General features: G+C 53.2%; 21 protein-coding genes and 1 pseudogene. 6 read left to right on the forward strand and 16 right to left on the reverse strand.

The genetic code is table 11. From position 1 onward, the window contains the following. Positions 1-121: 121 nt before the first annotated feature. The gene (tyrS, locus tag AC1RKG_RS01140; protein WP_020826694.1) at positions 122-1,396 is read left to right on the forward strand and encodes a tyrosine--tRNA ligase; all 1,275 of its coding nucleotides are present in this window, start codon (positions 122-124) and stop codon (positions 1,394-1,396) included. A 90-nt stretch (positions 1,397-1,486) separates the two neighbouring features. On the opposite strand, the gene AC1RKG_RS01145 is transcribed toward tyrS, so the two are convergent. The 3 genes and pseudogenes from AC1RKG_RS01145 to AC1RKG_RS01155 all read right to left on the reverse strand — a co-directional run. Then, on the reverse strand, positions 1,487-4,573 hold the full coding sequence (locus tag AC1RKG_RS01145; protein ID WP_493181727.1) for a DUF4214 domain-containing protein: 3,087 nt from the start codon (positions 4,571-4,573) through the stop codon (positions 1,487-1,489). Between the two features lie 139 nt (positions 4,574-4,712). Next, positions 4,713-7,820 carry a DUF4214 domain-containing protein gene (locus tag AC1RKG_RS01150; protein ID WP_493181728.1) on the reverse strand — a complete coding sequence of 1,036 codons (3,108 nt, stop codon included), beginning with the start codon at positions 7,818-7,820 and terminating at the stop codon, positions 4,713-4,715. A 245-nt stretch (positions 7,821-8,065) separates the two neighbouring features. Beyond that, positions 8,066-8,213, reverse strand: a pseudogene (locus AC1RKG_RS01155) (IS3 family transposase); the annotation flags it as partial. A gap of 243 nt (positions 8,214-8,456) precedes the next feature. Between AC1RKG_RS01155 and pdxY the strand changes: the two are divergent. Continuing rightward, positions 8,457-9,317: a pyridoxal kinase PdxY gene (pdxY, locus tag AC1RKG_RS01160; protein WP_046373686.1), complete on the forward strand. Its 861-nt coding sequence runs from the start codon at positions 8,457-8,459 to the stop codon at positions 9,315-9,317. Positions 9,318-9,365: 48 nt separating this feature from the next. Here pdxY and gstA read toward each other — a convergent pair whose 3' ends face one another. The 5 genes from gstA to AC1RKG_RS01185 all read right to left on the reverse strand — a co-directional run bounded on the left by gstA (position 9,366) and on the right by AC1RKG_RS01185 (position 12,349). After that, the gene (gene gstA / locus AC1RKG_RS01165) at positions 9,366-9,971 is read right to left on the reverse strand and encodes a glutathione transferase GstA (RefSeq protein ID WP_493181730.1); all 606 of its coding nucleotides are present in this window, start codon (positions 9,969-9,971) and stop codon (positions 9,366-9,368) included. Between the two features lie 92 nt (positions 9,972-10,063). Next, positions 10,064-10,948, reverse strand: a complete 885-nt coding sequence (gene dapA / locus AC1RKG_RS01170) for a 4-hydroxy-tetrahydrodipicolinate synthase (RefSeq protein ID WP_187962807.1) — start codon at positions 10,946-10,948, stop codon at positions 10,064-10,066. 106 nt (positions 10,949-11,054) lie between these two features. Then, the gene (locus AC1RKG_RS01175) at positions 11,055-11,240 is read right to left on the reverse strand and encodes a hypothetical protein (RefSeq protein WP_020826698.1); all 186 of its coding nucleotides are present in this window, start codon (positions 11,238-11,240) and stop codon (positions 11,055-11,057) included. A gap of 73 nt (positions 11,241-11,313) precedes the next feature. Then, on the reverse strand, positions 11,314-11,580 hold the full coding sequence (locus AC1RKG_RS01180) for a YjbD family protein (protein WP_020826699.1): 267 nt from the start codon (positions 11,578-11,580) through the stop codon (positions 11,314-11,316). Positions 11,581-11,683: 103 nt separating this feature from the next. Then, entirely contained in the window at positions 11,684-12,349 is a 666-nt protein-coding gene (locus tag AC1RKG_RS01185) for an HD domain-containing protein (RefSeq protein WP_493181733.1), read from the reverse strand. Positions 12,350-12,584: 235 nt separating this feature from the next. Here AC1RKG_RS01185 and AC1RKG_RS01190 point away from each other — a divergent pair, with 235 nt between their 5' ends. Continuing rightward, positions 12,585-12,980: a nuclear transport factor 2 family protein gene (locus AC1RKG_RS01190; RefSeq protein WP_493181735.1), complete on the forward strand. Its 396-nt coding sequence runs from the start codon at positions 12,585-12,587 to the stop codon at positions 12,978-12,980. Here AC1RKG_RS01190 and AC1RKG_RS01195 read toward each other — a convergent pair. Both AC1RKG_RS01195 and AC1RKG_RS01200 read right to left on the reverse strand, forming a co-directional pair. After that, positions 12,977-13,246, reverse strand: coding sequence for a hypothetical protein (locus AC1RKG_RS01195; RefSeq protein WP_044550680.1), 270 nt, complete (start codon positions 13,244-13,246; stop codon positions 12,977-12,979). The two genes, AC1RKG_RS01190 and AC1RKG_RS01195, sit on opposite strands and share 4 nt — an antisense overlap. Positions 13,247-13,345: 99 nt before the next feature. After that, positions 13,346-13,723: a RidA family protein gene (locus AC1RKG_RS01200; RefSeq protein WP_046373680.1), complete on the reverse strand. Its 378-nt coding sequence runs from the start codon at positions 13,721-13,723 to the stop codon at positions 13,346-13,348. A gap of 143 nt (positions 13,724-13,866) precedes the next feature. Between AC1RKG_RS01200 and AC1RKG_RS01205 the strand changes: the two genes are divergently transcribed. Continuing rightward, entirely contained in the window at positions 13,867-14,721 is an 855-nt protein-coding gene (locus AC1RKG_RS01205) for an aminoglycoside phosphotransferase family protein (protein ID WP_115058930.1), read from the forward strand. On the opposite strand, the gene AC1RKG_RS01210 is transcribed toward AC1RKG_RS01205, so the two are convergent. Both AC1RKG_RS01210 and AC1RKG_RS01215 read right to left on the reverse strand, forming a co-directional pair. After that, positions 14,686-15,189: a cupin domain-containing protein gene (locus AC1RKG_RS01210; protein ID WP_493181737.1), complete on the reverse strand. Its 504-nt coding sequence runs from the start codon at positions 15,187-15,189 to the stop codon at positions 14,686-14,688. The two genes, AC1RKG_RS01205 and AC1RKG_RS01210, sit on opposite strands and share 36 nt — an antisense overlap. Positions 15,190-15,327: 138 nt before the next feature. Further along, positions 15,328-16,521 carry a benzoate/H(+) symporter BenE family transporter gene (locus AC1RKG_RS01215; protein ID WP_122079156.1) on the reverse strand — a complete coding sequence of 398 codons (1,194 nt, stop codon included), beginning with the start codon at positions 16,519-16,521 and terminating at the stop codon, positions 15,328-15,330. A 112-nt stretch (positions 16,522-16,633) separates the two neighbouring features. Here AC1RKG_RS01215 and AC1RKG_RS01220 point away from each other — a divergent pair, with 112 nt between their 5' ends. Further along, on the forward strand, positions 16,634-17,197 hold the full coding sequence (locus AC1RKG_RS01220) for a helix-turn-helix domain-containing protein (RefSeq protein WP_020826707.1): 564 nt from the start codon (positions 16,634-16,636) through the stop codon (positions 17,195-17,197). 158 nt (positions 17,198-17,355) lie between these two features. Continuing rightward, the gene (locus AC1RKG_RS01225; protein WP_493181740.1) at positions 17,356-19,446 is read left to right on the forward strand and encodes a prolyl oligopeptidase family serine peptidase; all 2,091 of its coding nucleotides are present in this window, start codon (positions 17,356-17,358) and stop codon (positions 19,444-19,446) included. A gap of 80 nt (positions 19,447-19,526) precedes the next feature. Here AC1RKG_RS01225 and dtpA read toward each other — a convergent pair whose 3' ends face one another. The 4 genes from dtpA to rsxG form a co-directional block, all read right to left on the reverse strand. Then, a complete protein-coding gene (dtpA, locus tag AC1RKG_RS01230; protein WP_046373676.1) occupies positions 19,527-21,047 on the reverse strand; it encodes a dipeptide/tripeptide permease DtpA in 1,521 nt (506 codons plus the stop codon). A gap of 606 nt (positions 21,048-21,653) precedes the next feature. Beyond that, positions 21,654-22,295, reverse strand: a complete 642-nt coding sequence (nth, locus tag AC1RKG_RS01235) for an endonuclease III (RefSeq protein WP_020826710.1) — start codon at positions 22,293-22,295, stop codon at positions 21,654-21,656. After that, the gene (locus AC1RKG_RS01240; RefSeq protein WP_020826711.1) at positions 22,295-22,993 is read right to left on the reverse strand and encodes an electron transport complex subunit E; all 699 of its coding nucleotides are present in this window, start codon (positions 22,991-22,993) and stop codon (positions 22,295-22,297) included. The genes nth and AC1RKG_RS01240 overlap by 1 nt, the downstream gene beginning before the upstream one ends. Next, positions 22,990-23,619, reverse strand: coding sequence for an electron transport complex subunit RsxG (gene rsxG, locus AC1RKG_RS01245; RefSeq protein WP_020826712.1), 630 nt, complete (start codon positions 23,617-23,619; stop codon positions 22,990-22,992). The genes AC1RKG_RS01240 and rsxG overlap by 4 nt, the downstream gene beginning before the upstream one ends. Positions 23,620-23,622 lie beyond the last annotated feature (3 nt).

Raw genomic sequence — 23,622 nt, forward strand, 5'->3', positions numbered from 1 at the left:
AAGCGCTGGCACTGATGTCGCCGGCGCTTTATTCTATGCGGTATTCTGAATTTTATATTTCGCCAGTGGGCGAAAGGTCGTGTACCGACAAAGGTGCATTCGTTTATACATGGAGTCATTGATGGCAAGCAGCAACTTGATTAAACAACTGCAAGAGCGGGGCCTCGTTGCCCAGGTTACGGATGAGGAAGCGTTAGCAGAGCGACTGGCGCAAGGGCCAATTGCACTGTATTGCGGTTTCGATCCGACCGCTGACAGCTTGCATTTGGGCCATCTGGTTCCTCTGTTGTGCCTGAAGCGTTTCCAGCTTGCCGGCCACAAACCGGTCGCGCTGGTGGGGGGCGCCACGGGACTTATCGGCGATCCGAGCTTCAAAGCGGCTGAACGTAAGCTGAACACCACCGATACTGTGAACGAGTGGGTAGAAAAAATCCGCAAACAGGTTTCTCCGTTCCTGGATTTCGACTGTGGCAACAACAGCGCGGTAGCCGCCAACAACTACGACTGGTTCGGCGGCATGAACGTGCTGACCTTCCTGCGTGATATCGGCAAACACTTCTCCGTCAACCAGATGATCAACAAGGAAGCGGTGAAGCAGCGTTTGAACCGTGACGATTCCGGTATCTCGTTCACCGAGTTCTCCTACAATCTGCTGCAGGGCTTCGACTTCGCCGAGCTCTACAACCGTCATCAGGTTGAGCTGCAGATCGGCGGCTCCGACCAGTGGGGCAACATCACCTCAGGTATCGATCTGACCCGCCGCATGCATCAGCAGCAGGTGTTCGGCCTGACCGTGCCGTTGATCACCAAAGCCGACGGCACCAAATTCGGCAAAACCGAAGGTGGCGCAGTCTGGTTGGCACCTGAAAAAACCAGCCCGTACAAGTTCTACCAATTCTGGATCAACACCGCCGACGCCGACGTGTACCGCTTCCTGAAGTTCTTCACCTTTATGGATCTGGCCGAAATCAACGCGCTGGAAGAAGAAGACAAGAACAGCGGCAAGGCACCGCGTGCCCAGTATGTGTTGGCAGAAGAAGTGACCGGCATGGTGCATGGTGCGGAAGGCTTGGCTGCGGCCAAACGTATTACCCAGAGCCTGTTCTCCGGTGCACTGCACGACATGACTGAAGCTGACTTCGCTCAGTTGGCGCAGGACGGTATGCCGACCATCAAGCTCGATGGCGACGCCGATCTGCAACAGGCGCTGGTGAATGCCGAGCTGGTACCTTCACGCGGCCAGGCTCGCACCATGATTGGCTCCAATGCAGTGACCATCAACGGTGAGAAGCAGTCTAACGCCGAATATACCTTCAGCGACGCCGATCGCCTGTTCGGTCGTTATACGCTGCTGCGTCGCGGCAAAAAACATTACTGCCTGGTAGATTGGCAGTAATCTCGTTGGATCGAAAAAAGCCCGGGGATAACCTCCGGGCTTTTTATTTCATCAGACTTTGGACCTGGTTAGCTGAGAATTAGTCAATTCTCATGCTATTGCCTCAGCAAAGTGGCTATCAACAGCACCGTTAACGGTGATTGCCGGGGCTTTATAGTGTAGGCTCACCGCAGCCAAATAAGGGTCCTGATTGCCAATCGAAAATACAATATCATCTACATCAAACGTCTGGTTATGGTTCTTGTCCACAATGACATAAACCGACTTGTCCAGCTTCAGCAAACCAACTTCGGACAGGTTATTGGTACTGGCTCCATGGGTCATATTAGCCAGTACCTGTGAGAACAGGCCGTGGGCGCTGTCGGTTGCTGTCAGACCGGTAAATGCATTCTTGATCTCAGCTTCCGTAGTAGCGCTGCCATACAGCGTGGCGCTTTTGTCACCCGTCTTGGAGAAAATCCATTGATTGCCGGTATCACCGGCGGTAATGATGCTGTTTTGATAACCGCCATTCAAGGTGACCATGCTATCGATAGTACTGTCGGTAAAGGTTAGCGCTCGTGTAGTGTCCAGAGTGGTATTGCCTTTGACGTTGGCCGAATGTACGGTCAAGCCGGTGTTGGCGACCTTAAGCTGGTATCCGCTCAGATCGTCGATGATATGGCTAAAATCACTTTTGTTGGCAAGAGCGTTAAGAGTGTTGTAAAAGCTGCCACCGCCAGTACCACTTTTTTCCGAGACCAGGTTGAGATCTATTTCGGAGTATACGGGCCCCATAGAGGCATCGATGCCGGTAATGGTTTGCAGATTATCCCCGAAATCCGATTTGATTGTCAGATTTAGCAGCATATCCGGCCTGGTCGTCAGGCCTGAGAGCATCAGCGTTGATATATGGTTTTCTCCTCCGCTCAACGTTAAAGTACGCTCTACTGAGTGGGTTGAGGCATGAGTCATGGAGATTTGCAGTGTGTCTTTATGTGTTGACGTCAGGCTGAATGTACCCATATCGATGTTGCGTATTTCAGTCGCGGCCTCTGACAACGCAAGAGAAAATGATTTGTCACTTTGAAGCGAGTCATACACGTGTACGCGGCTTTGATTGGTCAAATCACCGTTAACATACAGATAAGAATTGCTGACGTTGATAAGGGTCAGTTCGCCGGAATAGGCGGAAATGATCGCGCCTTGGGAGCCTGTATAGTTGCCAAAATGCGTTTGTGCGCGGTCAGATTGTTGAAGCATACTGACATTGCTGTAGGTTTGGTTAAAGATCGTGGCCTGTTGGTCAATCACGCCAAAATCAAAAACTTTGTTGCCTTCCGTCGCCACTAACTGTCCGTTCATATAAATATTGCCGGTGCCGCTATAGTGGGTGAGGTCGATAAGGGAAAAGTACAGGAACTGGTTGATATTACTTACGATACTTCCATCGATCCCCCCCGTACTATTGCTGGTTAAATAAATCGACTTGGTAATGAAATTTGCCGATATCATTGAGTTTGTGTTGTTGTCTTGGAGATCGCTCTCGGCCAGGAAACTGTCGCTGATATGATTGGCTCCCCCGTTTATGCTATTTCCTTCCCAGTATAATTGGTTGTTTAATAAAAGATTGATTTTTGCGTTGCTGAGGTCGGTTCCTGCCTCAATCATTACATTTGTGGCCTTAAGCTGCTGAGTTGCATCGGCATTAGCGATGTTTGTTTCATTAAGCAACAGATCAACCGCGTACTTGCTACCTAATGAATCAAGTACTTTTGTGCTAGTGGCATAGTCGCCGGAAAGTACGATTTTATTGGAATTCATTGGTGGCACCCGGTTTAAATCCACCGCAATATTCATATTGGCGTTGATATTCAACTGGTTCAATGAGGTCAGTGAAGCCATTTCTGCGTAGGTAACTTCATGGAGCGTGCGGGTGTTGATATCCGCCATCAGCTTACCGCTGTCGGAAAGGGTGAAACTACCGTTAAACATCTTTTGATAGCCTAATGCCGTTCCTAAATTCACCTCATATTCATGCAGCAGGTTAGCGGGAGGGGGACTGGGGTGATTGTCCAGAGGATATTTCCCTTCACGGAAGGCATCGATGATAAGTGAGGTAGCAGTGATCTTGTTGTTACCTGCCTTCAGCAGGATTGCCTGCGCGGAAATGCTGTCGAGCGGACTGCCGTAGAGCTTCATATAAATGGACTGATAGTCCCCTGCATTACGGAATAGGTCAGTTTTGGATAAGATTTCGAGTACTTCTGCTTGCGTTTTGCCCCCTACGAGCAGTCGGCTAAAAGAATCAATCGCAGCGGCATCGGCAGAGACTCCGGCGACCGTCAGATAAAGTGACATGACGATTTCGGCATATTTAGCCGGAGGAAGCTCGCCAGGAGCATAAACATGGGTTGCGGCAGTAAAGTTCTGTCTTGCTACATCGTGGCTGCTATCATTTCTGATGTCGTTCATCATGCGCATCATGACGTCGCCCCGTGTTTCACTCCCGTCGTTCAAGCTGGTGACATATTTTTGCAGTTCACTGTTGCTTGCGGAGGTGCCAAAGGCTTGTGAAAAGATTTTCTGCACAAACTCTTCGTTGCTGAGTGAGCTGATGTGACCCTTGAGTGAGACGAAATAGTTGGCCATTTCTACGGCGGTTTTTTTACCACTATCTAAAACGCCACTCCAGTAATCGATGGCGGCGGAGTTGATCATACTACCGAGCAAGTAAAACATACCTTGCACATTTGCTGCAGCTGAAAGCTGAGAGGGCAGCTCTATTTGTGATGGGTACAGAGTCGTGCTGATGATGATTTCGAGATGCTTCTGTTGGTTCAGGAATGTTACATCGTTACCGGCATAATTTTTAGTTTCGTTAATTAACGTTGTAGTCAGACTACCCAATGTTGTGCCTGCATCCACTTGTGCGGTCAGAGAGTTTAAGGTTGCGGCATCTGGCGGCGTGCCATTGGTATTTTGATAGATGTATTGCACCTTTTGGCTGGTGGACAGACCATCGTAACGATGTTGGCCATCTTGAGAATTGATAAATTTGGCAGCCAATTCACTCTGAGTATAAGTGCCTTTTTCAAGCTGTCTGGCGAAATAGGTCAATGCTTTGTCATCTGCTTTTTTTCCGAGTGTGGAATAAAAAAGAATGGCGACATCTTGTTGTAACGTCAATAAGCTCATGAGGTAACCTTGTGTAAAGGAAATGTTCAGCAACAAGTACAGTTTAAAAACAAGAAGATTACAAGTCCATAACACATATGGAAATTCTACTTTCCTAAGGGCGGTGTCACGGTGACAGCCGCCCCTTAATGATGCTAAATCAAACTAATTCAAAACTGTGCTGACTGAGACCATTAACCGCGATGGTTGGTGCCTGATAATGGACATCGTTAGCAATTTGATATACGTCCTTGTCTCCCAACGCAAATACCATATCGTCCTTATCAAATTGCTGATTATGATTTTTATCAATTACCACATACACGTTGCCACCCAGTTTTACGGCTCCTGCTTCGGCCAGACTTCCGTTACTGGCACCGTGAGTTATTTTTTCCAACGCTTTGGCAAATATATCCTGTCCGTTGTCTTCACTTCCTACAGTGATCGAGTTAAAGAGCGCATTAACATCTGACGGTTTACTTACACTGCCGTAAACGGCCATTGTCTGACTGGCGCTAGCGCCAAATAACCACTGCTCGGCACCTTTGCCGACAAAAATGGTATCGCTTTTCTCAAGGACTTCTATAGTAACCATGTTGTCGATATTGCTGTTACCAAAGCTGATTTTATTGCCGCCACTATAAGGGTCCCCATCCCGATAGCGTGTCAAAGTAGTGTTGCCCTGGATCTCAAAACTGTTAGTTGCTGTGTAGGCGATGGTTAATTGATCGCCAGACAGATCGCTAATGAGCCCATCATAAGCACTGTGATCGTTCAGGGATTGCAATAGCTTATAAAACGCTCCCCCGCCGGTACCGCCTTTTTCCAGAATTAAGTTTGCCTTGATAATCGGTGGTTGGCTCCAGGGATCTTCTATCACAGGGATGATGATGTCTTTCAGTGAGTCACTAAAATCGGCTTTAATCGTCAGGTTTAGGTCAGTAGAACCACTTATCACCATTTTTTCAATATGATTGCTGCCGCCTGCCAGAGTCAGTGAATTGTTCGAAGTGCCGGAGGAGCTAACATATAATAATTCACCGGAGACGGCAGTCGAGTGGCTGGTAAGGCTTACGGTGCCGCCATCCACCATGGATGTTTTAGTGTTGCCTACCACGATGCTCCAGGTGGGCGTTTCACTGCCGGTGGTAGTCTCGAGATGCACTTTGCTTTTACTGGTGGCATTTTCCGTGATACGTAATAACGCAGGTTTGGCCAAAGAAACGTTTATGACATGAACATTGTCGGCAAAACCTGACAGATTAAAACCCATTGATCCGGTCCAGATTTTGCCGGTACTGTCTTTTTGAGCTGCATCTGCCTGGGTAAGGTGAGTTACTCCTGAGTAGTTGCTATTGTAGATGCTGGCCGTTTGATTCAATAAGCCTGCATCAAACAGGTTTGTGCCCTCAGTCGCTATCTGTTGCCCATCCAGATAAATATTTCCTGTACCTCGATAATTTGCCAAATCGATAAATTGAAAATGTAGGAACTGATTCAGATTACTTTGAAGAAATCCGCTGATACTGCCGTCTGACTCCGTGGTCAACAACACATCTTTTGTTATGAAGTTCGCCGAAATGAAGCTGAAGTTATTGTATTGTCCAGTGGATGTAGACGTAGCGGTAAAGTCGTTGCTGATCTTATTGACTCCGCCGGGGATGGCATTGCCTTTCCATTGCAGCCGGATTTCGTCCGCGCCGTCTATGTTTATATGTGTGTGCGCGGTGCTGACATCGAGTTGATCGGCCACGATGCGACTGCTTAGGTACTTGTTGAAATCAATCAAGCCCTCAGCGTTGGCTACGTTGGTATCGTTGAGGTAAAGCGTAACATTTTTGTATCTCAGTGAGTCGAGTGTAGCTTGGTTGGCCGCAAAATCACCTTGTAAAGAGACCTGCTGTAATGATTTGGCAAAGCTGAGATCGACAGCTGTTTCGACTTCCACGTTGAGGGTGATTTGGAGGAGTTGCGCGATTTCGGCATGGCTTAATTGGTGTTCGACACCGCTGTTAATGCTTCCGCTGAGGGTACCATCGGTATTCGATAATGTTACATTGCCGCGGATCTGATAACCCAGTTCGCTGCCGATCTTGTACTCGAGGTTGACCATACTCTCGTGGCTAGGTTCGGGGCCACTGTCCAGCGGCGCTTCGCCATGGCGGAATGTATCGATAATATTCAACGTTGCCTGCAGTGGATTATTCCCCGCTTGCTGGAGAATAGCCTGTTTCTGCAATTCATTGAGGGCAGTACCGTAGAGTTTAAGATACACGGCACCGAAGTCCGCGGCACCCTGAAAATGCGTCGATTTTGCTAGAAAAGTCAGCAGATCCAGATTGGTCTTCCCACTGGCTAGCATTTTGCTGTAATAGTCCAACCCGGCAGCATTCAGGGTGGTTTTGCTCGCTAACTGCAGAAAAAGTAACGCTACAGTTTCTTGGTAATTCAGTGCAGGAAGCTCACCCGCAGCATAAACATGGGTGGCATTAAGGAAGTTTTGTTTGGCCGTATCGTGTGAGTTATCGTTGCGAATATCAGTGATCAAACGAATAAGGACATCGCCACGAGTTGCTGTATTGTTATTTAATCCAGCGACATAATCGGCGATTTCACTTTCACCAGCCTCTACACCAAAAGTATTCTTATATACGGTTTTTACAAAGTCTTCGTTGCTCATTTCTTTCAACCAAATGCGCGTATCTACAAATCGCCCTGCGATATAACTGGCACTGGCTTTCCCTTCGGCAAGAACACTGCTCCAATAATTGATACCGTCTGCAACCATGAGGCTTCCAACTACATAAAACATAGCCTGAATGTCGGCGGCTGCGTCAGCATTGGCTGGATAGGGTGTCAACGCCGGATATAACGTAGTATCGATAACGTCGAACAAATGCTGTTGTTGTCCAACCTGAGCGGCATCGCTGCCAGTATAGCTCTTTACTCCGCTAACTAAATCTTTAGTGAGTTGCCCCAGAGATTGGCCACCGTTGACCTGCGCGACTAATGATCCCAGCAGGCTCGGCGCCGGAGCTTCGCCTGTGATGTTTTTATAAATATATTGAATTTTTTGCGCGGTGGTTAAACCGTCATATCGCTGATGTCCATCCAGAGATTGGATAAATTTTTCGGCTAGTTGGTCTTTACCATACAACCCCAAATCCAGTTGCCTGGCGAAAAAATCCAGTGTCTTGGCATCGGCCTTTTTACCGAGCGTCGCATAAAAAAGAATGGCCACGTCCTGTTGTAAGGAAAGGAAGCTCATTGGGTGCTCCATGAAAGTATGAGATGAAATGAAGCTTTAAGTACAGTCGAAAATCCTTAAAACACAACATACTTGTCAGTAAGGAAATTCTGGTTTTACGAAGTGTGCGGGCCCGTTGCTGCAGCCGCACGCTTGGGGAGGGGATTATGCTAATTCAGCGCTAGAGGCGAATAACCCCGAATCGCTCTGTCAGCGTCTGGATCACGGTTCTTCACGTCGCGTATCGGTTGACAATCATGGTTACTACTCAGCGATAGCGCCCTACATGCCTGGCGTATACTCTTCGTAAACTGCACGGTCAGATAACGGACAGGCTAACGTTTTAGCGATGGTTTTAAATTTTTTTTCGATGATATCTTTCAGCGTTCGACATTCCAGGGTGAGACCGGCAAACACCATTGGTATTTTTATACATGTACTTCACCTTTTGGCTGGAGAACAGTCCATCGTAATGATGTTCTGGTTATTCTATTTTTTTGCTGCTGGGCTTTCGCTATAATATGACGCCGCCAAAAAATAAAAAAAGTCCTTCAGTTTCTTGTTTTTAGACGCGCCGGCATAACGTTTGTACGTTATTCATCCATTCTATTTCGCCGCGGGCAGATGCACACGGTATGGCGAGGTCAGGTCCTTCCAATGAAAAACATTCTTTCTATACAGTCTCATGTGGTGTTTGGCCACGCGGGCAACAGTGCGGCAGAATTTCCGATGCGCCGCATGGGTGTTAACGTCTGGTCGTTGAACACCGTCCAGTTCTCCAATCACACCCAGTACGGCAAGTGGACCGGTTGTGTGATGCCGGCCAGCCACCTGACGGAAATTGCCCAGGGTATTGCGGATATCGATCAACTCAAGCATTGCGATGCCGTGCTGAGCGGTTATATCGGTTCGCCGGAGCAGGGTAGCCATATTCTTGAGATCGTGCGTCAGGTCAAACAGGCCAATCCGCACGCCTGGTATTTTTGCGATCCGGTCATGGGTCACCCTGAAAAAGGCTGCATCGTGGCACCGGGCGTGGCGGAGTTTCATTGTCAGCAGGCATTGCCGTGCAGCGACATGATTGCGCCAAACCTGCTGGAGCTGGAGTTGTTGAGTCAGCGCACCGTCGCGAATGTTGATCAAGCGGTAAGCGCTGCGCGTGAGCTAATTGCCAAGGGGCCGAAAGTGGTGCTGGTCAAGCACCTGAGCCGCGCCGGCTACCATCCGGACTGTTTCGAAATGCTGTTGGTCACGGCGGATGAAGCCTGGCACATCAGCCGTCCGCTGGTGGATTTTGGCAGTCGCCAACCGGTAGGCGTGGGCGATCTGACCAGCGGCCTGTTGCTGGTTAATCTGCTTAAGGGCGAGGCGCTTGATAAGGCGCTGGAGCACGTGACGGCGGCGGTTTATGAAGTGATGCTGACAACTCAGGCAATGGGACAGTACGAACTACAGGTGGTGGCGGCTCAGGATCGTATCGTCCAGCCAGACTGTGATTTTAAAGCGGTAAAGCTGTAATTAAGCTGACGCTGTGCCCCGGCGGATTACCGCGCCGGGGCCAGGAAATTATTTCAATCCTTCCGCGTTCAAGGTGGCATCTACTGCCGGCCGTGCGGCCACGCGATCAAAATAGGCCGATAAGTTGGCGTGCTTTTTGAGATCAAACTGCATGGCGATAGCCCAGCGCAGAACGGTAAACAAATAGGCATCCGCCACGCCAAACCGGTTCCCCAGCAAGAAATGCTGCTTCGCCAGCACCGAATCCAGATAGCTGAACTGCTTCTCCAGTTTTTCCCGCGTGAAGGCTTTGTATTCTTCAGGCGTTTTCGGGTTAAACAGCGGGCTGAAACCCTTGTGCAGTTCGGTGGCAATATAGTTAAGCCACTCAATCGCATGGTAGCGCGACAGCGTGCCCGCTGCGGGGATCAGACCGCGATCCGGCACGCGATCGGCCAGGTATTGCACAATCGCGACGCCTTCGGTCAGCAGACTGCCGTCATCCAACAGCAGCGCAGGCACTTGTCCTTTCGGGTTGATGGTCAGATAGTCGGCACCGCTTTCCGTTTTCTTCAGCGCCAGATCGACCTTTTCCGCCGTGAAATCCAGGCCCGCCTCACGCAGTACAATGTGTGGAGACAGAGAACAGGCACCGGCTTTATAGAACAGTTTCATCGAAAGCTCCTTGATAATGATGAGTGACAGGCATGCTTAACTTCTGATCCTAGCTCTATAACGCCAAAATTACAGCGGGTTAAACGACAAATTTAACTTATCAACGCGGCTTCGGGCTGTAACTGCGCCAGGGTGACGGCAATTTGCTGTTGCAATGCCTGCGGCGCGATTTGCATGGGCGAACGCAGCTCGTTACGGATCAGACCCTGCTGCGCCAAGGCGGCTTTGACCGGGGCCGGGTTCGGGAAGCTGAACATCTGCTGGATCATTGGCAGCAGGCCATAGAAGTTAGCGCGGGCGGCAACCAAATCGCCGTCGGCGACCTGCTGCACCAATTGCACAAAACGCTGCGGCTGAATATGCGCGGAAGCAGAAATCGCCCCGGTGCCGCCCAGGCACAGCGTCGTCAGGATCAGGTTATCTTCCCCGGTCAGTACGTCGATTTCACCGTCGATAATCAGCGCCATGGTGGTGTCCGGATTACCACCGCAGTCCTTGATGGCTTTCACCTGCGGATGGCGTGCAATCTGGCGCAGGGTTGCCAGCTCCATCACCACGCCGGTGCGTTGCGGAATGTTGTACAGGATCACCGGCACGCTTGAGGCGTCGGCCAACTGGGTGAAATAGTCCACCAGACCGCATTGCGACGGGCGAATGTAGTAGGGCGCGGGGATCAGCACGCCGGCGACGTCGCGCAGCTGGATCGCCTGTTGCATTTGCAATGTGTCGATCAGGTTATTGCCGGCCAGCCCCATCACCACCTGATGGGCTGGCGTCACGGCCAGCACGGCATCGAGCACCGCCAGCTGTTCTTCCTTGCTTAACGCGGCAGCCTCACCGGTAGTACCGCAAACCACCAACCCATCGACGCCAGAGGCGATCAGGTGTTGGGCCAGCCGTTGGGTGGCGGGCAGGTCAACGGCGTTGTGATTAAATGGGGTCACCAGCGCAACCCAGATACCGGAAAATGAGGCCATAGTAATTTCCTTCAATGCGAACAATAAGAAGCCAGATGAGATAACAAGAGGGGAAACGAGTCGTACACCGCCCAGTCAGCTCATCTGACGGGACAGCGCGCCCCGATCAAATGAGCGTCTGTTTCTTCGAGTAAACTGCCACCAAACCTTCAAGCGGCAATGCCGATATTTGCGCAGCGTCATTGTGGTTGAGGTGAGTCATGGCGGTCTCTTGAAAAGGGGTAATGCGATGATAATGAATATTCTGCATGATGCTGTCAATTTGCAACAGGTTGATAACACGGTTATTCATGATTAAACCGCGCTGATGAGTTTGGCTAATAAGCCGGGAAAAGGAAAACCCCGCCTTGGCGGGGCGAAATTGATTAGCGGGGACGGCGTGCGCCGTTGATCGAAGCCGACCAACTGAACGTTTCCCCGGTGGGTTGAACGCGATTGGCTTTGCGTTCGGCCCGGGTGGCTTTTTCAATTTTCTCGCGGGCGGCAGTGATGCGAGCCACCACCTCATCCTTGATCTTGTTATTCTCGCCATTGGTCAAGGCGCGCCCGAGGCTTTTACGTGCCTTGTCCAACTCGGTTTTTACTTCACGTTGCTCGCTTTCCGTCATGTCTTTCAGCGTCAGTTTTTTCATTTTTGCAGCCTGGTCAGTGAAGTTGGCATCCAGTGTACAGCAATTAGCGGTGTGAAGATGCTGCTGCCGTAACGGAAATGCCAGTTTGCAGGGCGCTGGCGCGTTACATCTCTTCCAGCAGTTCGCTGAGGAAACGCCGCATGCGTTCGGTACGTTCCAGCGCCATTTTCTTGCCGGTGGCGGTTTGGAAACCTTCCTGCAGTTTGAATAACTTGGTTTCGAAGTGATCCAGGGAAAAACGCTTGTCGTCATATTGGCGCTGTTCCGCCAGCGGATCGGCGGCATCGTACAGCGCGCTGCGCATGCGTCCACCAATATAGAAACACCGCGCTACGCCAATCATGCCGATAGCGTCCAGACGGTCTGCGTCCTGAATGATTTTTGCCTCCAGGCTCTCCGGGGTAATGGCTGCGGAGAAGCTGTGGGCCTCGATGGCATGGGCGGTTTCGGCAATGTCCTGCGGCTCCCAGCCCAGCTGTTTGAGCATCAGGGCGCCTTTCTCTGCCGCCATGCGCGAAGCCAGATGGCGCTGTGGCGAGTTTTTTTCCACTGCCACACAGTCATGCAACAGCACAGCCGCACACAGGATGCGACGGTTGCCGCCTTCTTGTTGGCTGATTTTGCGGGTGTTTTTCCACACGCGATGCAGATGTGCCACGTCATGAGAGCCATCATCGGAATCGAGCGTCAGCGGCAACAACGTCTGAGCCAGTTCCTGATGGGGGGCGAAAGGCTGTAGTAAGGCTTGCGTCAGTGGTGAAGAATGCACGTGTTTTGTTCCTTGTGGGCGGAAAACCTCAATCATAACCCCCTTTGATGCGGCGGTAATGACAGCGCAATGTTCTAATTGTTTACTACAATGCAACAGACTATTGCCGCAATCGCGGTTTTTATACCGGAATAAGCAACTTACAATGACGCCATTCCGGTCATCTCCGCTTGGTGTAAACCTGTGTCTGCGGGGTATGGCCGGAATATACTGCAGACGCCACCGGAGAAAGATCATGCCTACGAATCTTGAAATTGTACGCACCACCTATGAGGGCGGCAGTGCCGAAGAGAATGGCCGCAACCTGCTGGCAGCGCTGGCGCCAGATGCCGAGTGGACCGAAGCGGCGGGGTTTCCTTATGCCGGCACCTATATCGGCCCGCAGGCGATATTCAAAAATGTTCACCAGCGTTTGGGGACGGAATGGCAGGGCTATCGCGCCGATGTCGACCACTTCTATGATGCCGGCGAAACCGTGATTGCGCAGGGTTTCTACCATGGCACCTACGCGGCCACCGGAAAGTCCTTCACCGCATCCTTTGCGCATATTTACCAGCTGCGCGCGGGAAAAATCGTTAAGTTCGTGCAAATCGTCGACAGCGCAAAAGTGCTGGAAGCAATGCAGGACTAAAGGCCGCTGTGCTTGCCAAATTTGCGATCGTACTCCCGCCGATAACCGCGCGCTTTGTTGCGATCGCGGATCCACAAATATCCGCACACCAGCGCAACGGCGCCTGAAAAGGTAATGTTGCGCATATCCCGGTCATAAAAAAATACCAGTATGGCGTCCAGCGCCGCGATAAAGGCAATCCACTTATACATGTGGGATTGCCGACGCGTGGCGGCGTTGAGGCGCTTTAATTGTCTGGCTTCGTGCATAACCGGCTTTTGCTGCATTAACGTCTCGGCGGTAATAAAGTTCCTAGCTGTAAATTAGCAGAATAGTCCCAATGGCGGCAAAGGGTAACGCACGCGATGCCTACGGGCACCTTACGTTCACAGCGCCAGAACGGCTTCGATCTCAACGCTGACCTGTGGCGAGAACAAGGCGCTGACCGCGACCAGTGAGCAGGCCGGAAGCGCGCCGTCGCAATAGTCAAACAGCACCGGCCGGATGGCCGGTAAATCGCCGATATCGGTTAGAAACACGGTTATTTTAATCAGCGCTTTGAGATTCGTACCCTCTGTGGCGGCGATGGTTGCCAGTTGCTCCAGAACCGCCTGTGTCTGTTGCTGGGTCGTTTGCCCCTGAGCCTCGGTGGCAAATGCCGTCAGGCCGGAAACATACAGCGTATCCCCGTGGCGTACGGCATGGACATAAGGCCCCCCTGGCGTAGGCAGATGCGGATAATTAATGCGCTTTAATGATGTCATGGTAAAAACCCCGAGAGATTAATTAAAAAAGTAAACAAACTTGGTTAGGATAGTGCGATGAACATCGGAAGTACGCTGAGATGTATTGATTTTTAATAATATCACTACCATTCATTTATAACTGTGAAGGACGTTTCAGGGTAATGAATTCGGCCTTAATTCCTTACATGCAACGCTGGCAGCTACAGCCCGACGGCCAGGCGTTTGAAACTCACAGCAGCCTGCTGATGCCCGTTCGCTATCGGGGGGCCGCCGCCATGTTGAAAATAGCCCGCGAACAGGAAGAAAAATTCGGCGGTTTATTGATGTGCTGGTGGCAGGGCGAAGGTGCTGCGCGGGTGCTGGCCTGGCATGAGGATGGGATCTTGCTGGAGCGTGCGCAAGGCAGCCGCTCGTTGCCGCAAATGGTGCGCGATGGCGACGATCGTCAGGCGACGGAAATTCTTTGCCAGGTCGTTGCCCGCCTGCATGCACCACGTGCCGAACCCTTACCGGAACTCATTCCTTTGCACCAATGGTTTAACTCACTGTGGCCGGCGGCGCAGGCACACGGTGGCATGCTGCGCCTCAGCGCCAGGGTGGCCGCAGAATTGCTGACCAGCCCGCGTGAACAGACCGTGTTGCACGGAGATATACACCATGACAACGTGCTGGATTTCGGTGAGCGTGGCTGGCTGGTGATCGACCCTAAACGCCTTTATGGCGAACGCGCCTTCGACTACGCCAACATCTTCTGCAACCCCAACTACGGTATTGCTACTGACCCAGACATTTTTCAGCGGCGAGTCGTGCAGATCTGTCAACTGGCCGGGCTGGAGCGCCAGCGTCTGCTGCAGTGGATCCTTGCCTGGGCAGGGCTGTCCGCCGCCTGGTTCATGGAGGACGGCGAAGCGGCGGATATCGATTTCCGTGTCGCCGAGCAGGCGGCGCTCGCACTGGGCCTGTCGTTACCGGAAGGGGATTCAGGGTTCATCCTCCCAATAATCGAGCGACGCTGAAGGGCGCTGTAAATAGCGTACCGTTTCACCATTTTGGTCCACGGCCATCGCCTGAAATTTGCCTGAGTCAGGATATTCCACCAGTTCGGGCTGCTCGCGGGTGCTGACAGACAGATATTTCAGCGGCGCATCCGACGTGTTGATGATCTGATGCGGGTATTCCGGGCCCGGCGGAATGAAAATAACGTCCCCGCTTTTGATCGGCAGCCGCTCCCCGGCAACCCGTAAGGTGCCGGTCCCCTCCAGCACGATGAACATCTCCTCCTGCGCATAGTGGAAGTGATAAGGGCATGAACGCATGCCCGGGGCTACCACGTCGATAGAAGCCCCCAGTTTTTTGGCTGCGGTACCGGTGCCCAAACGGGCGCCGATGCTGTCATACAGCGGTGGACGGCTGTCGTGTGATTTCTCGACCTGGTCGAAATTACGGATCAGACGCTGGGCTAACAGCGTGGCATGCTCATTCATAAACATCCTCGTGACAATGTCACTTAGTGATTGACGATGGCAATAGTAAAACCGTCGATGGTTCCCCATCAGTTAAGCAGAAGATCGCTAAAGGGGGAACATTGACGGAGGGACTAAAGCACCTTTCAACCTGCGGACTTAATTCTCGCTGCGGTTCGCGCGGTGTGGCAGTGAAAGGATGATATGAGCGATGGCCCCCCCAATAATCCCCCAAAATGCCGAGCCGACGCCGAGCAGCGTCACGCCGGACGCGGTGATCAGGAAAGCGATCAGCGCGGCATCACGTTGCTTTTCATCTTGCAATGCGCGTTGCAGACTCCCGGCAATGGTGCCCAGCAGCGCCAGCCCGGCAATGGTGTGGATCAAGGCGGCGGGCAATGCGCTGAACAACATGCCGATAACGCCGCCGAAGGCACCGGCCAGCAGGTAAAATACCCCGGCGGCAGCGGCGGCCATATAGCGGCGCTGCGGATTCGGATGCACGTCAGGCCCCATGCAGATCGCGGCGGTAATAGCGGCGATACAAACCGAAAACCCGCCGAACGGCGCCAGCAACAGTGCGGTCAGCGCCGTCCAGCTAATCAACGGCGAGGTGGGGACGCTGTAGCCGGCGGCCTTGAGGGTGGCGATGCCGGGGGCATTTTGTGACGCCATAGTGACCACGAAGAAAGGCACGCCAATCCCTAACAGCGTAGACGCACTAAAGTGTGGCGCAATAAACTCCGGCATGGCGAACGCCAACGGTTGCTGCGCAAGATGGATGTTACCCTGCAGCGCCGCAATCGCCAGGCCGGTCAACAAGGTCAGGACAATCGCGTAGCGGGCCAGATAACGGCGAGTTATCAAGTACACCAGCCCCATCCCGGCACTGAGTACGAAATTCACCTGTAGCGAAGCGAAGGCATCCAGGCCAAAGCGCAGCAGGATCCCCGCCAGCATCGCCGCCGAAATTGCCTGAGGGATGTAATCCATCAACCGGGCAAACAGCCCGGTCACGCCGCACAGCAGGATCAGCCCGGAGGCAAAGATGAAAACGCCAATCGCTTCGTTGAGTGGGGTTCCTGGCAGACTGGTGACCAGCAGCGCGGCGCCGGGCGTCGACCAGGCGGTCAGGATCGGCGTGCGGTAATACAGGGACAGTCCCAGGGAGGTGATGCCCATCCCCAGCCCCAACATGGTCAGCCAGCCGCCAATCTGCATTGGTGTCGCACCGGCGGCCGCGGCCGCCTGAAAGATAATGGCGGCAGAACTGGTGTAACCGACCAATACCGCAACGAACCCGGCCATCACGGCGGGCAGGGACAGATGACGCAAAGAGAGGGCTGGGCGCATGGCTGACTCCGGCAACGGTCGTGCGTTATAACGCACAGTGAAGCGGCAGCATAGCACCGTGCGTTATAACGTACAAGGGGCTATAATCAGCCGAAAAGCAAGGGAGAAAAACATGCAGGAATTATCCGGTCATCTGGCACAAACGCTTCGTTCTTTGCGCGTGCAGCGCGGTTGGAGCCTGAATCAGGCGGCGGAAAATACCGGCGTCAGCAAGGCCATGCTGGGGCAGATCGAACGCGGAGAATCCAGCCCAACGGTGGCAACGCTGTGGAAAATTGCGACCGGGTTTAACGTGGCGTTCTCTGCGTTTCTCGAGATTTCACCGCTGCAACAGCAGGCCACGCTGCACCGCTATGGCGATGCGCCAGTGTTTAATCAATACAACGCCGATATGCGTGTCGTCCCGTTGTTTCCTTTCGATCGCCAACTGGGGTTCGACATGTTTGTCATCGATCTGGCTCCAGGGGCGCTCAGCGAGTCTTCTGCACATGAGCCGGGGGTGATCGAGCATGTGATTGTCATCAGCGGCGAGCTGGAGCTGGCCGTCGACGGGCAGTGGTATCACCTGAGCAGCGGCGAGGCGATGCGCTTTCAGGCCGATCGGCCACATGCTTACCGCAATGCCAGCCAACAGACAGTACGCATTCACGATCTGATCCATTACCCTAAATTTTGATTCAACGGCGTGGGCGCAGGCTTTGACTCTGCGCCGCCAAACGCCTACCTTGTTGAAAATGAGTCTTATTAACTTTCAAAGGGAGATTGAACTTGCCAGTCACCAACCGACGCCAGTTTATTAAACTCAGCGCACAAACCGCAGGAGCCGTATTCGCGATGACTTCATTACCCAACAGTATCCGCCTGGCGATGGCGGCAGAAGGGGGCACCAGCGCCGCCGACCAATTCTTGTGGCTGGAAGAGCTGCTGGGCAAAGCCGCACAGGCATGGATCAAGCAGGAAAACCAACGCACCACCGCGCGTTTTGCACAGGGCGAAGGTTTTCGTCAGGTGGAAAAGCAGGTGCTGGCCATTCTGAATAAAGAGAGCCAAATTCCGTGGGTCACCAAACGGGGTGAGTACTATTACAACTTTTGGCAGGATCAAACCAATCCACGCGGCCTGTGGCGACGGACCACCTTGCAGGAATATCGCAAGGATCAACCGAATTGGGAAACGGTGCTGGATATAGACGCGTTGGGCAAGGCCGAAGGCAAAGATTGGGTGTTCCATGGCTCGCAGTCGCTGGCTCCCGAATACCGTTATTGCCTGCTGGAGCTGTCGCCGGACGGCGGTGACGCCACCGAAATCCGTGAATTCGATCTGGTGACCAAGCAGTTTGTTAAAGACGGCTTTGCGCTGCCGGTGGCGAAAAGTCAGGCCTCGTGGATTGATAAGGATACGCTGTTTGTCGCCACGGATTTTGGCGCGGGATCCATGACTCAATCAGGTTATGCGCGCATTGCCAAACGCTGGCGGCGCGGCACGCCGTTGAGCGCGGCTCAAACGCTGTATGAAGCGCAACCGCAGGATATGGTGGTGTATGCCTATCATGACCATACGCCAGGCTTTGAGCGAAACTACGTGGGCCGCAGCCTGGATTTCTATCGCCGCGAAACCTATCTGCTGACCGCACAAGATCAGAAAATCAAAATTGATATTCCCGCCGACGCCGAGTTCAGCACCCACCGCGAGTGGCTGTTGGTTAAGCCGAGCAGCGACTGGCAGGTGGGGGAGACGCGCTATCCTTCCGGTGCATTATTGGCGACCCACTTTGACGATTATCTGGCTGGCAAGCGTGAATTTACGGTGTTATTCACCCCGACCGCGCAGGTGGCGTTAAGTGGCTACAGCGCCACGCGCGATCACCTGATCCTCAGCATCATGGACAACGTGGTAAACCGGTTGGAAGTGCTGACGCCGAAAGAGAATGGCTGGCAGCGCAAGCCGCTGGGCAAACCGGGGGCAATCAGCACCCTGTCCGCCGGCGGCATTGATGAAGAGACCAACGATTACTTCCTGACTCTCAGCGGCTTCCTGCAGCCGACCTCTTTGTACATGGGCAATCTGGACGGCGGGGAGCCGGAACTGCTTAAGCAAGGGCCGCAGGATTTTGACGCCAGTGGTTATCAGGTCAGCCAGCATTTTGCTACGTCAAAAGACGGGACGCGGGTGCCGTATTTCCAAATATCGGCCAAGGACATCAAGCTGGACGGCAGCAACCCTACGCTGCTGTACGGTTATGGCGGGTTTGAGGTGTCGCTCACGCCGGGTTACATGGGAGCCAAGGCGCCGGCCTGGCTGGAGCGTGGCGGGGTGTACGTCGTGGCCAATATTCGCGGCGGTGGTGAGTATGGTCCAGCCTGGCACCAGGCGGCGCTTAAGCAAAACCGTCATCGTGCCTATGAGGACTTTGCCGCAGTGGCGGAGGATCTGATTGCACGAAAAGTGACATCGTCACAACATCTGGGAGCCCGTGGCGGCAGCAACGGCGGCTTACTGGTAGGCAACATGCTGACGCTGTACCCGCAGCTGTTCGGTTGCATCGTCTGTGAAGTGCCGTTGCTGGATATGCAACGTTATACCCAGCTTTCCGCCGGGGCTTCATGGATTGCCGAATACGGCGACCCGAGCAAAGCGGAAGAGTGGGCGTACATCAAGACGTTCTCGCCGTATCACAACATCAAAGCCGATGTACCTTATCCGCCGGTGCTGTTTTACACCGCCACCAGTGATGACCGGGTCAACCCGTCGCACGCGCGTAAAATGGCGGCGCGGATGCAGCAGATGGGCTACCAGCAGGCCTATTTCTATGAGAATACCGAGGGTGGGCACAGTGCGGCGGCAGACAAACAACAGGCCGCGTTCCACGGTGCGTTGGTCAGCGAGTTCATGTGGACTAACCTGAGCGCTAAACCGAAGGTCTGAATCTCGCAGGACGAGAGATAAAAAAAGCCGGGGCAAATGATTGCCCCGGCTTTTTATTGCGATGAAAAACTCGCCGGCGATCAGTTGGCCGCAGCGGCCGCCTGTGCTTTCTTGTTGGTATCTTCAGCGGTGTCCAGCGTCATGCGGTACAGCTTCGGCGCGGTCAGCATCATCAGGATGGCGATCACGGCAGTAGCGATACCGATTTGCATAAACACGTGGCTGTAGATAGCCAGCGAAGCGTGCGCGTCGTTAACGTTGCTAGGCACGGCGGTCAGACCGGCGACCTTACCGGCAATCAGCGCGGCAGCGGCGGTGGTCAGGAACCAGGAACCCATGATAAAGCCCATCAGGCGTTGTGGTACCAGTTGCGCCACCATAGCCAGGCCCAGACCGGAGATCATCAGCTCGCCGATACTCTGCAGCGCGTAGCTCAGGATCAGCCAGTTAACCGAAACGATACCCTGTTCGTTGGCAAAGCTGGCACCCCACGGCAGCACCAGGAAGGCACCGGAACACAGGATCATACCGAAAGCGAACTTGTGCGGCATCGGCAGACGGTCACCCATCTTGTTATACAGCGCCGCCAGAATAGGGCTGGCCAGCATGATCCAGAACGGGTTCAGCGCCTGATATTGCTCGGGTTCGAAACCAATACCGAGGATGCTGTGTTCCACGTTGTGGATAGCGAAGAAGTTCAGCGAGGTTGGCATCTGGCTGTAGAGCACAAAGAAGACGACCGCTTCCAGCATCAACAGGAAGGCGACGATCATCTTGCGGCGCGCGGCACCGTGCAGCGCAAAGGTTTCTTTGGCGAACACAATCACGATACCGATGGAGATAATCGCCAGTGCCCAGCGGGCAATCACCTGGTTGTGCAGCAACCAGCTGGAAATGGCTACCAGAGCGACTACGCCCACCAGGACCATCAGCAGCTTTTTCACCTGCAGAGGTTTGAAGTCAGGCTTGGAACCGTGCTGTTTAACCCACTTGTGGCACACCATAAAGTTGACTAGGGTGATCAGCATGCCCACCACGCTCAGTGAGAACGCGACGCTCCAACCGTATTTCGCCGCCAGCCACGGTGTGGCCAACATGGAAAGGAAAGAACCGATATTGACGGACATATAGTACATGGTGAATGCACCGTCCAAACGCGGATCGTCTTTCTCATAGCAGGTTGACAGCAGGGAGGATGGGTTAGCCTTGAACAGGCCGCTACCCACGGCGATGGTCGCCATACCCAGGTACACCCAGAAGATTTCATGGCCGGAGTAGGCCACCATGGCATAGCCGACGGCCAGCACCAGCGCGCCCAGCACGATCACGCGCTTGGAGCCCAGCACTTTATCTCCGAGCCAGCCACCGATGGCGACAAAGCCGTACACCAGTGCGCTGAAGGAAGAGAACAGGGTAATCGAGTCGGCTTCGCTCAGGCCAAGCATTTTGACCAGATAAACCGCCATGATGCCTTGCAGGCCGTAATAGCCAAAACGTTCCCACAGCTCGATAGAGAAGATCAGGTAAAACGCCTTGGGTTGTTTGAAGGCGTTAAGACTCACGCTTTCAGGTTGTTCGCTGTTGTTGTTTGCTGTTGACACTGGTACCTCTGATTTTTCACTGCCCCGTCCCAGAGAGACGAGAAATTGCAAAAGGTGATGCAGGACTGCATCCTTCTGCGTTGTTATAGGATGGGATGACGGCGGTTAATGTTCACTATCTTTGTCAACGAGGCAAGGCGTTTGTCATATCCTGTTACATATAACGCTCGCGGAGTGAAACAACCATGTTGCAAATGTTATGCAGCATTAACGTTCGTCTTTATTTGCTTTGCCGAGTTTTTGTTTTGATTAAAAGCTATACGGAATTTAAACAGTGATATATTCTGCTGAATGGAGTTTTATTAGTCCATATCAATAGGTGGGGTGATTAATCCATTGGATTGTTGTGCATATTACGCATTTTGTAAAATTATAGAAATTTAAGAAAACGGGACTGGCGCTTGTGACGGTAATGTGATCTTTAAAACGTGAGGTTTACCGCAATTTTTAACTAATTTTTCGCTTGAAAATAAGCGGGAATTGGGTTTTCTACTGAAATCCGCGAGAACACCAAGGTTACTGCTGCTTGATATCACATTTCCGATAAAAAATAGCTCAATGGGATATGAGGAAGAGACGGGCGCGCGTTGCGCCCGGTGGCAGCGATCAGGCGTCGGGATAAACCTTCTCGTTAAACTCGCAAAGATCTTCAATGATGCAGGAACCGCAGCGCGGTTTACGTGCGATGCAGGTATAACGGCCGTGCAGGATAAACCAGTGGTGGCAATCGACCTTGAACTCGGCCGGCACCACCTTGAGCAGCTTCTCTTCAACCAGATCGACATTTTTGCCCGGAGCGAAACGGGTGCGATTGCAAACGCGGAAGATGTGGGTATCTACGGCAATGGTCGGCCAGCCAAAGGCGGTATTGAGCACCACGTTGGCGGTCTTGCGACCGACGCCAGGCAGGGCCTCCAGCGCGGCACGATCTTCCGGTACCTCGCCGCCGTGCAGTTCTAACAGCATGCGACAGGTTTTGATCACGTTTTCGGCTTTGCTGTTAAACAGACCGATAGTCTTGATGTAGTCTTTGACGCCGTCGACGCCCAGAGCCAGCAGGGCGGCCGGGGTGTTGGCCACCGGATAAAGCTTGGCGGTGGCCTTATTGACGCTGACGTCGGTCGCCTGTGCGGAGAGCAGTACGGAGATCAGCAGTTCAAACGGCGTGCTGTACACCAGTTCCGTGGTCGGCTGCGGGTTGTTGTCGCGCAGCCGGGTAAGAATTTCCAGCCGTTTTTGCTTATTCATCAGGCTTTCTCTGTCTGTCCTTGTCCCAGCGTCGGTTCAGCCAGCAAGGCTTTGGCCGTACGCGCTTTCATCCGTTCATCAATCAGGTATTTCAACGCCAACAGCAGGCCCAGGCCGATAAAGGCCCCCGGTGGCAGCATGGCCAGCAGGAACGGGCTGTCAAAGTGAACCACTTCGATGCGCAATACTTTGGCCCAGCTGCCCAGCAACATATCGGCGCCGTCGAACAGGGTGCCGTTGCCCAGCAACTCACGCATCGCGCCAAGCGTCACCATTACGCCGGTAGCGCCCAGGCCGATTGCCAGGCCGTCCAGCGCCGACAAACCGATGGGTTTTTTAGAGGCTACCGCTTCGGCGCGCCCCACCACGATACAGTTGGTGACGATCAGGGGAATAAAGATCCCCAGCGATTGATACAGGCCAAAGGCATAGGCATTGATCAACATCTGCACGATGCTGACCGCCGCCGCGATGATCATGACGTAAATGGGAATACGCACTTCATTCGGCACCCAGCGGCGCACCGCGGAAATGGAGCCGTTGGTCAGCGTCAATACCAGGGTGGTCGCTAGCCCAAGCCCGAGGGCGTTGGTCACGGTGGACGTCACTGCCAGCAGCGGGCACATCCCCAGCAGCTGTACCAGTGCGGAGTTGTTCTTCCACAACCCCTGGACAATCAGATCTTTGGCTTCACTCATTCGCTGGCTCCACACACAGGTAAGCTATCAAGTTTAGGCGGCAGCGTTTCCATATACAATGCCGTGCGCCGAACGGCGTTGACCACCGCGCGCGGTGTGATGGTGGCGCCGGTGAATTGATCGAACATACCGCCGTCTTTCTTCACCGCCCAGCGTTTATCGTCCGGGCCTTCAATTTTTTTGCCGCTGAAGAACGAAATCCAGTTCGAGATACGCAGCTCAATTTTATCGCCCAATCCAGGCGTTTCATGGTGTTCGACCACGCGGGTACCCAGCACGGTGCCGCTGAAATCAGCGCCGACCAGCAGCTGAATGGCGCCGGAATAGCCGTCCGGTGCGGTGGTTTCTACCGCGGCTGCCGTAGGTTGACCGTTTTTACGCGCCAGATACAGGCGATGAGGGGCACCGTTGCCCAGCGCCGGATCGCTTACCAGGAAGCACTCGGTCTGCATGTCGTTGTCGTAGTGTTCCGGGGGCACCACTTGGTCAAGCAGGGCTTTTTGCTGCAATGCCGCCTGGTGGGCGATGGTTTTTTGCGTCAGGCTATGCACCACCGCGGTCAGACCGGTAGTCACTGCGGCAAACACCGCCAGCGTGGTGCCATGCTTTCTCATTGAATTCAGCATCAT

This window comes from Serratia sp. GW822-FHT06D09 (genome assembly GCF_058799515.1).

Excerpts from the sequence above, each read along its gene's own strand:
- tyrS (WP_020826694.1), top strand. The coding sequence starts at position 122 with ATGGCAAGCAGCAACTTGATTAAACAACTGCAAGAGCGGGGCCTCGTT.
- AC1RKG_RS01145 (WP_493181727.1), bottom strand. The coding sequence starts at position 4,573 with ATGAGCTTATTGACGTTACAACAAGATGTCGCCATTCTTTTTTATTCC.
- AC1RKG_RS01150 (WP_493181728.1), bottom strand. The coding sequence starts at position 7,820 with ATGAGCTTCCTTTCCTTACAACAGGACGTGGCCATTCTTTTTTATGCG.
- pdxY (WP_046373686.1), top strand. The coding sequence starts at position 8,457 with ATGAAAAACATTCTTTCTATACAGTCTCATGTGGTGTTTGGCCACGCG.
- gstA (WP_493181730.1), bottom strand. The coding sequence starts at position 9,971 with ATGAAACTGTTCTATAAAGCCGGTGCCTGTTCTCTGTCTCCACACATT.
- dapA (WP_187962807.1), bottom strand. The coding sequence starts at position 10,948 with ATGGCCTCATTTTCCGGTATCTGGGTTGCGCTGGTGACCCCATTTAAT.
- AC1RKG_RS01175 (WP_020826698.1), bottom strand. The coding sequence starts at position 11,240 with ATGAATAACCGTGTTATCAACCTGTTGCAAATTGACAGCATCATGCAG.
- AC1RKG_RS01180 (WP_020826699.1), bottom strand. The coding sequence starts at position 11,580 with ATGAAAAAACTGACGCTGAAAGACATGACGGAAAGCGAGCAACGTGAA.
- AC1RKG_RS01190 (WP_493181735.1), top strand. The coding sequence starts at position 12,585 with ATGCCTACGAATCTTGAAATTGTACGCACCACCTATGAGGGCGGCAGT.
- AC1RKG_RS01195 (WP_044550680.1), bottom strand. The coding sequence starts at position 13,246 with ATGCAGCAAAAGCCGGTTATGCACGAAGCCAGACAATTAAAGCGCCTC.
- AC1RKG_RS01200 (WP_046373680.1), bottom strand. The coding sequence starts at position 13,723 with ATGACATCATTAAAGCGCATTAATTATCCGCATCTGCCTACGCCAGGG.
- AC1RKG_RS01205 (WP_115058930.1), top strand. The coding sequence starts at position 13,867 with ATGAATTCGGCCTTAATTCCTTACATGCAACGCTGGCAGCTACAGCCC.
- AC1RKG_RS01210 (WP_493181737.1), bottom strand. The coding sequence starts at position 15,189 with ATGAATGAGCATGCCACGCTGTTAGCCCAGCGTCTGATCCGTAATTTC.
- AC1RKG_RS01215 (WP_122079156.1), bottom strand. The coding sequence starts at position 16,521 with ATGCGCCCAGCCCTCTCTTTGCGTCATCTGTCCCTGCCCGCCGTGATG.
- AC1RKG_RS01220 (WP_020826707.1), top strand. The coding sequence starts at position 16,634 with ATGCAGGAATTATCCGGTCATCTGGCACAAACGCTTCGTTCTTTGCGC.
- AC1RKG_RS01225 (WP_493181740.1), top strand. The coding sequence starts at position 17,356 with ATGACTTCATTACCCAACAGTATCCGCCTGGCGATGGCGGCAGAAGGG.
- nth (WP_020826710.1), bottom strand. The coding sequence starts at position 22,295 with ATGAATAAGCAAAAACGGCTGGAAATTCTTACCCGGCTGCGCGACAAC.
- AC1RKG_RS01240 (WP_020826711.1), bottom strand. The coding sequence starts at position 22,993 with ATGAGTGAAGCCAAAGATCTGATTGTCCAGGGGTTGTGGAAGAACAAC.
- rsxG (WP_020826712.1), bottom strand. The coding sequence starts at position 23,619 with ATGCTGAATTCAATGAGAAAGCATGGCACCACGCTGGCGGTGTTTGCC.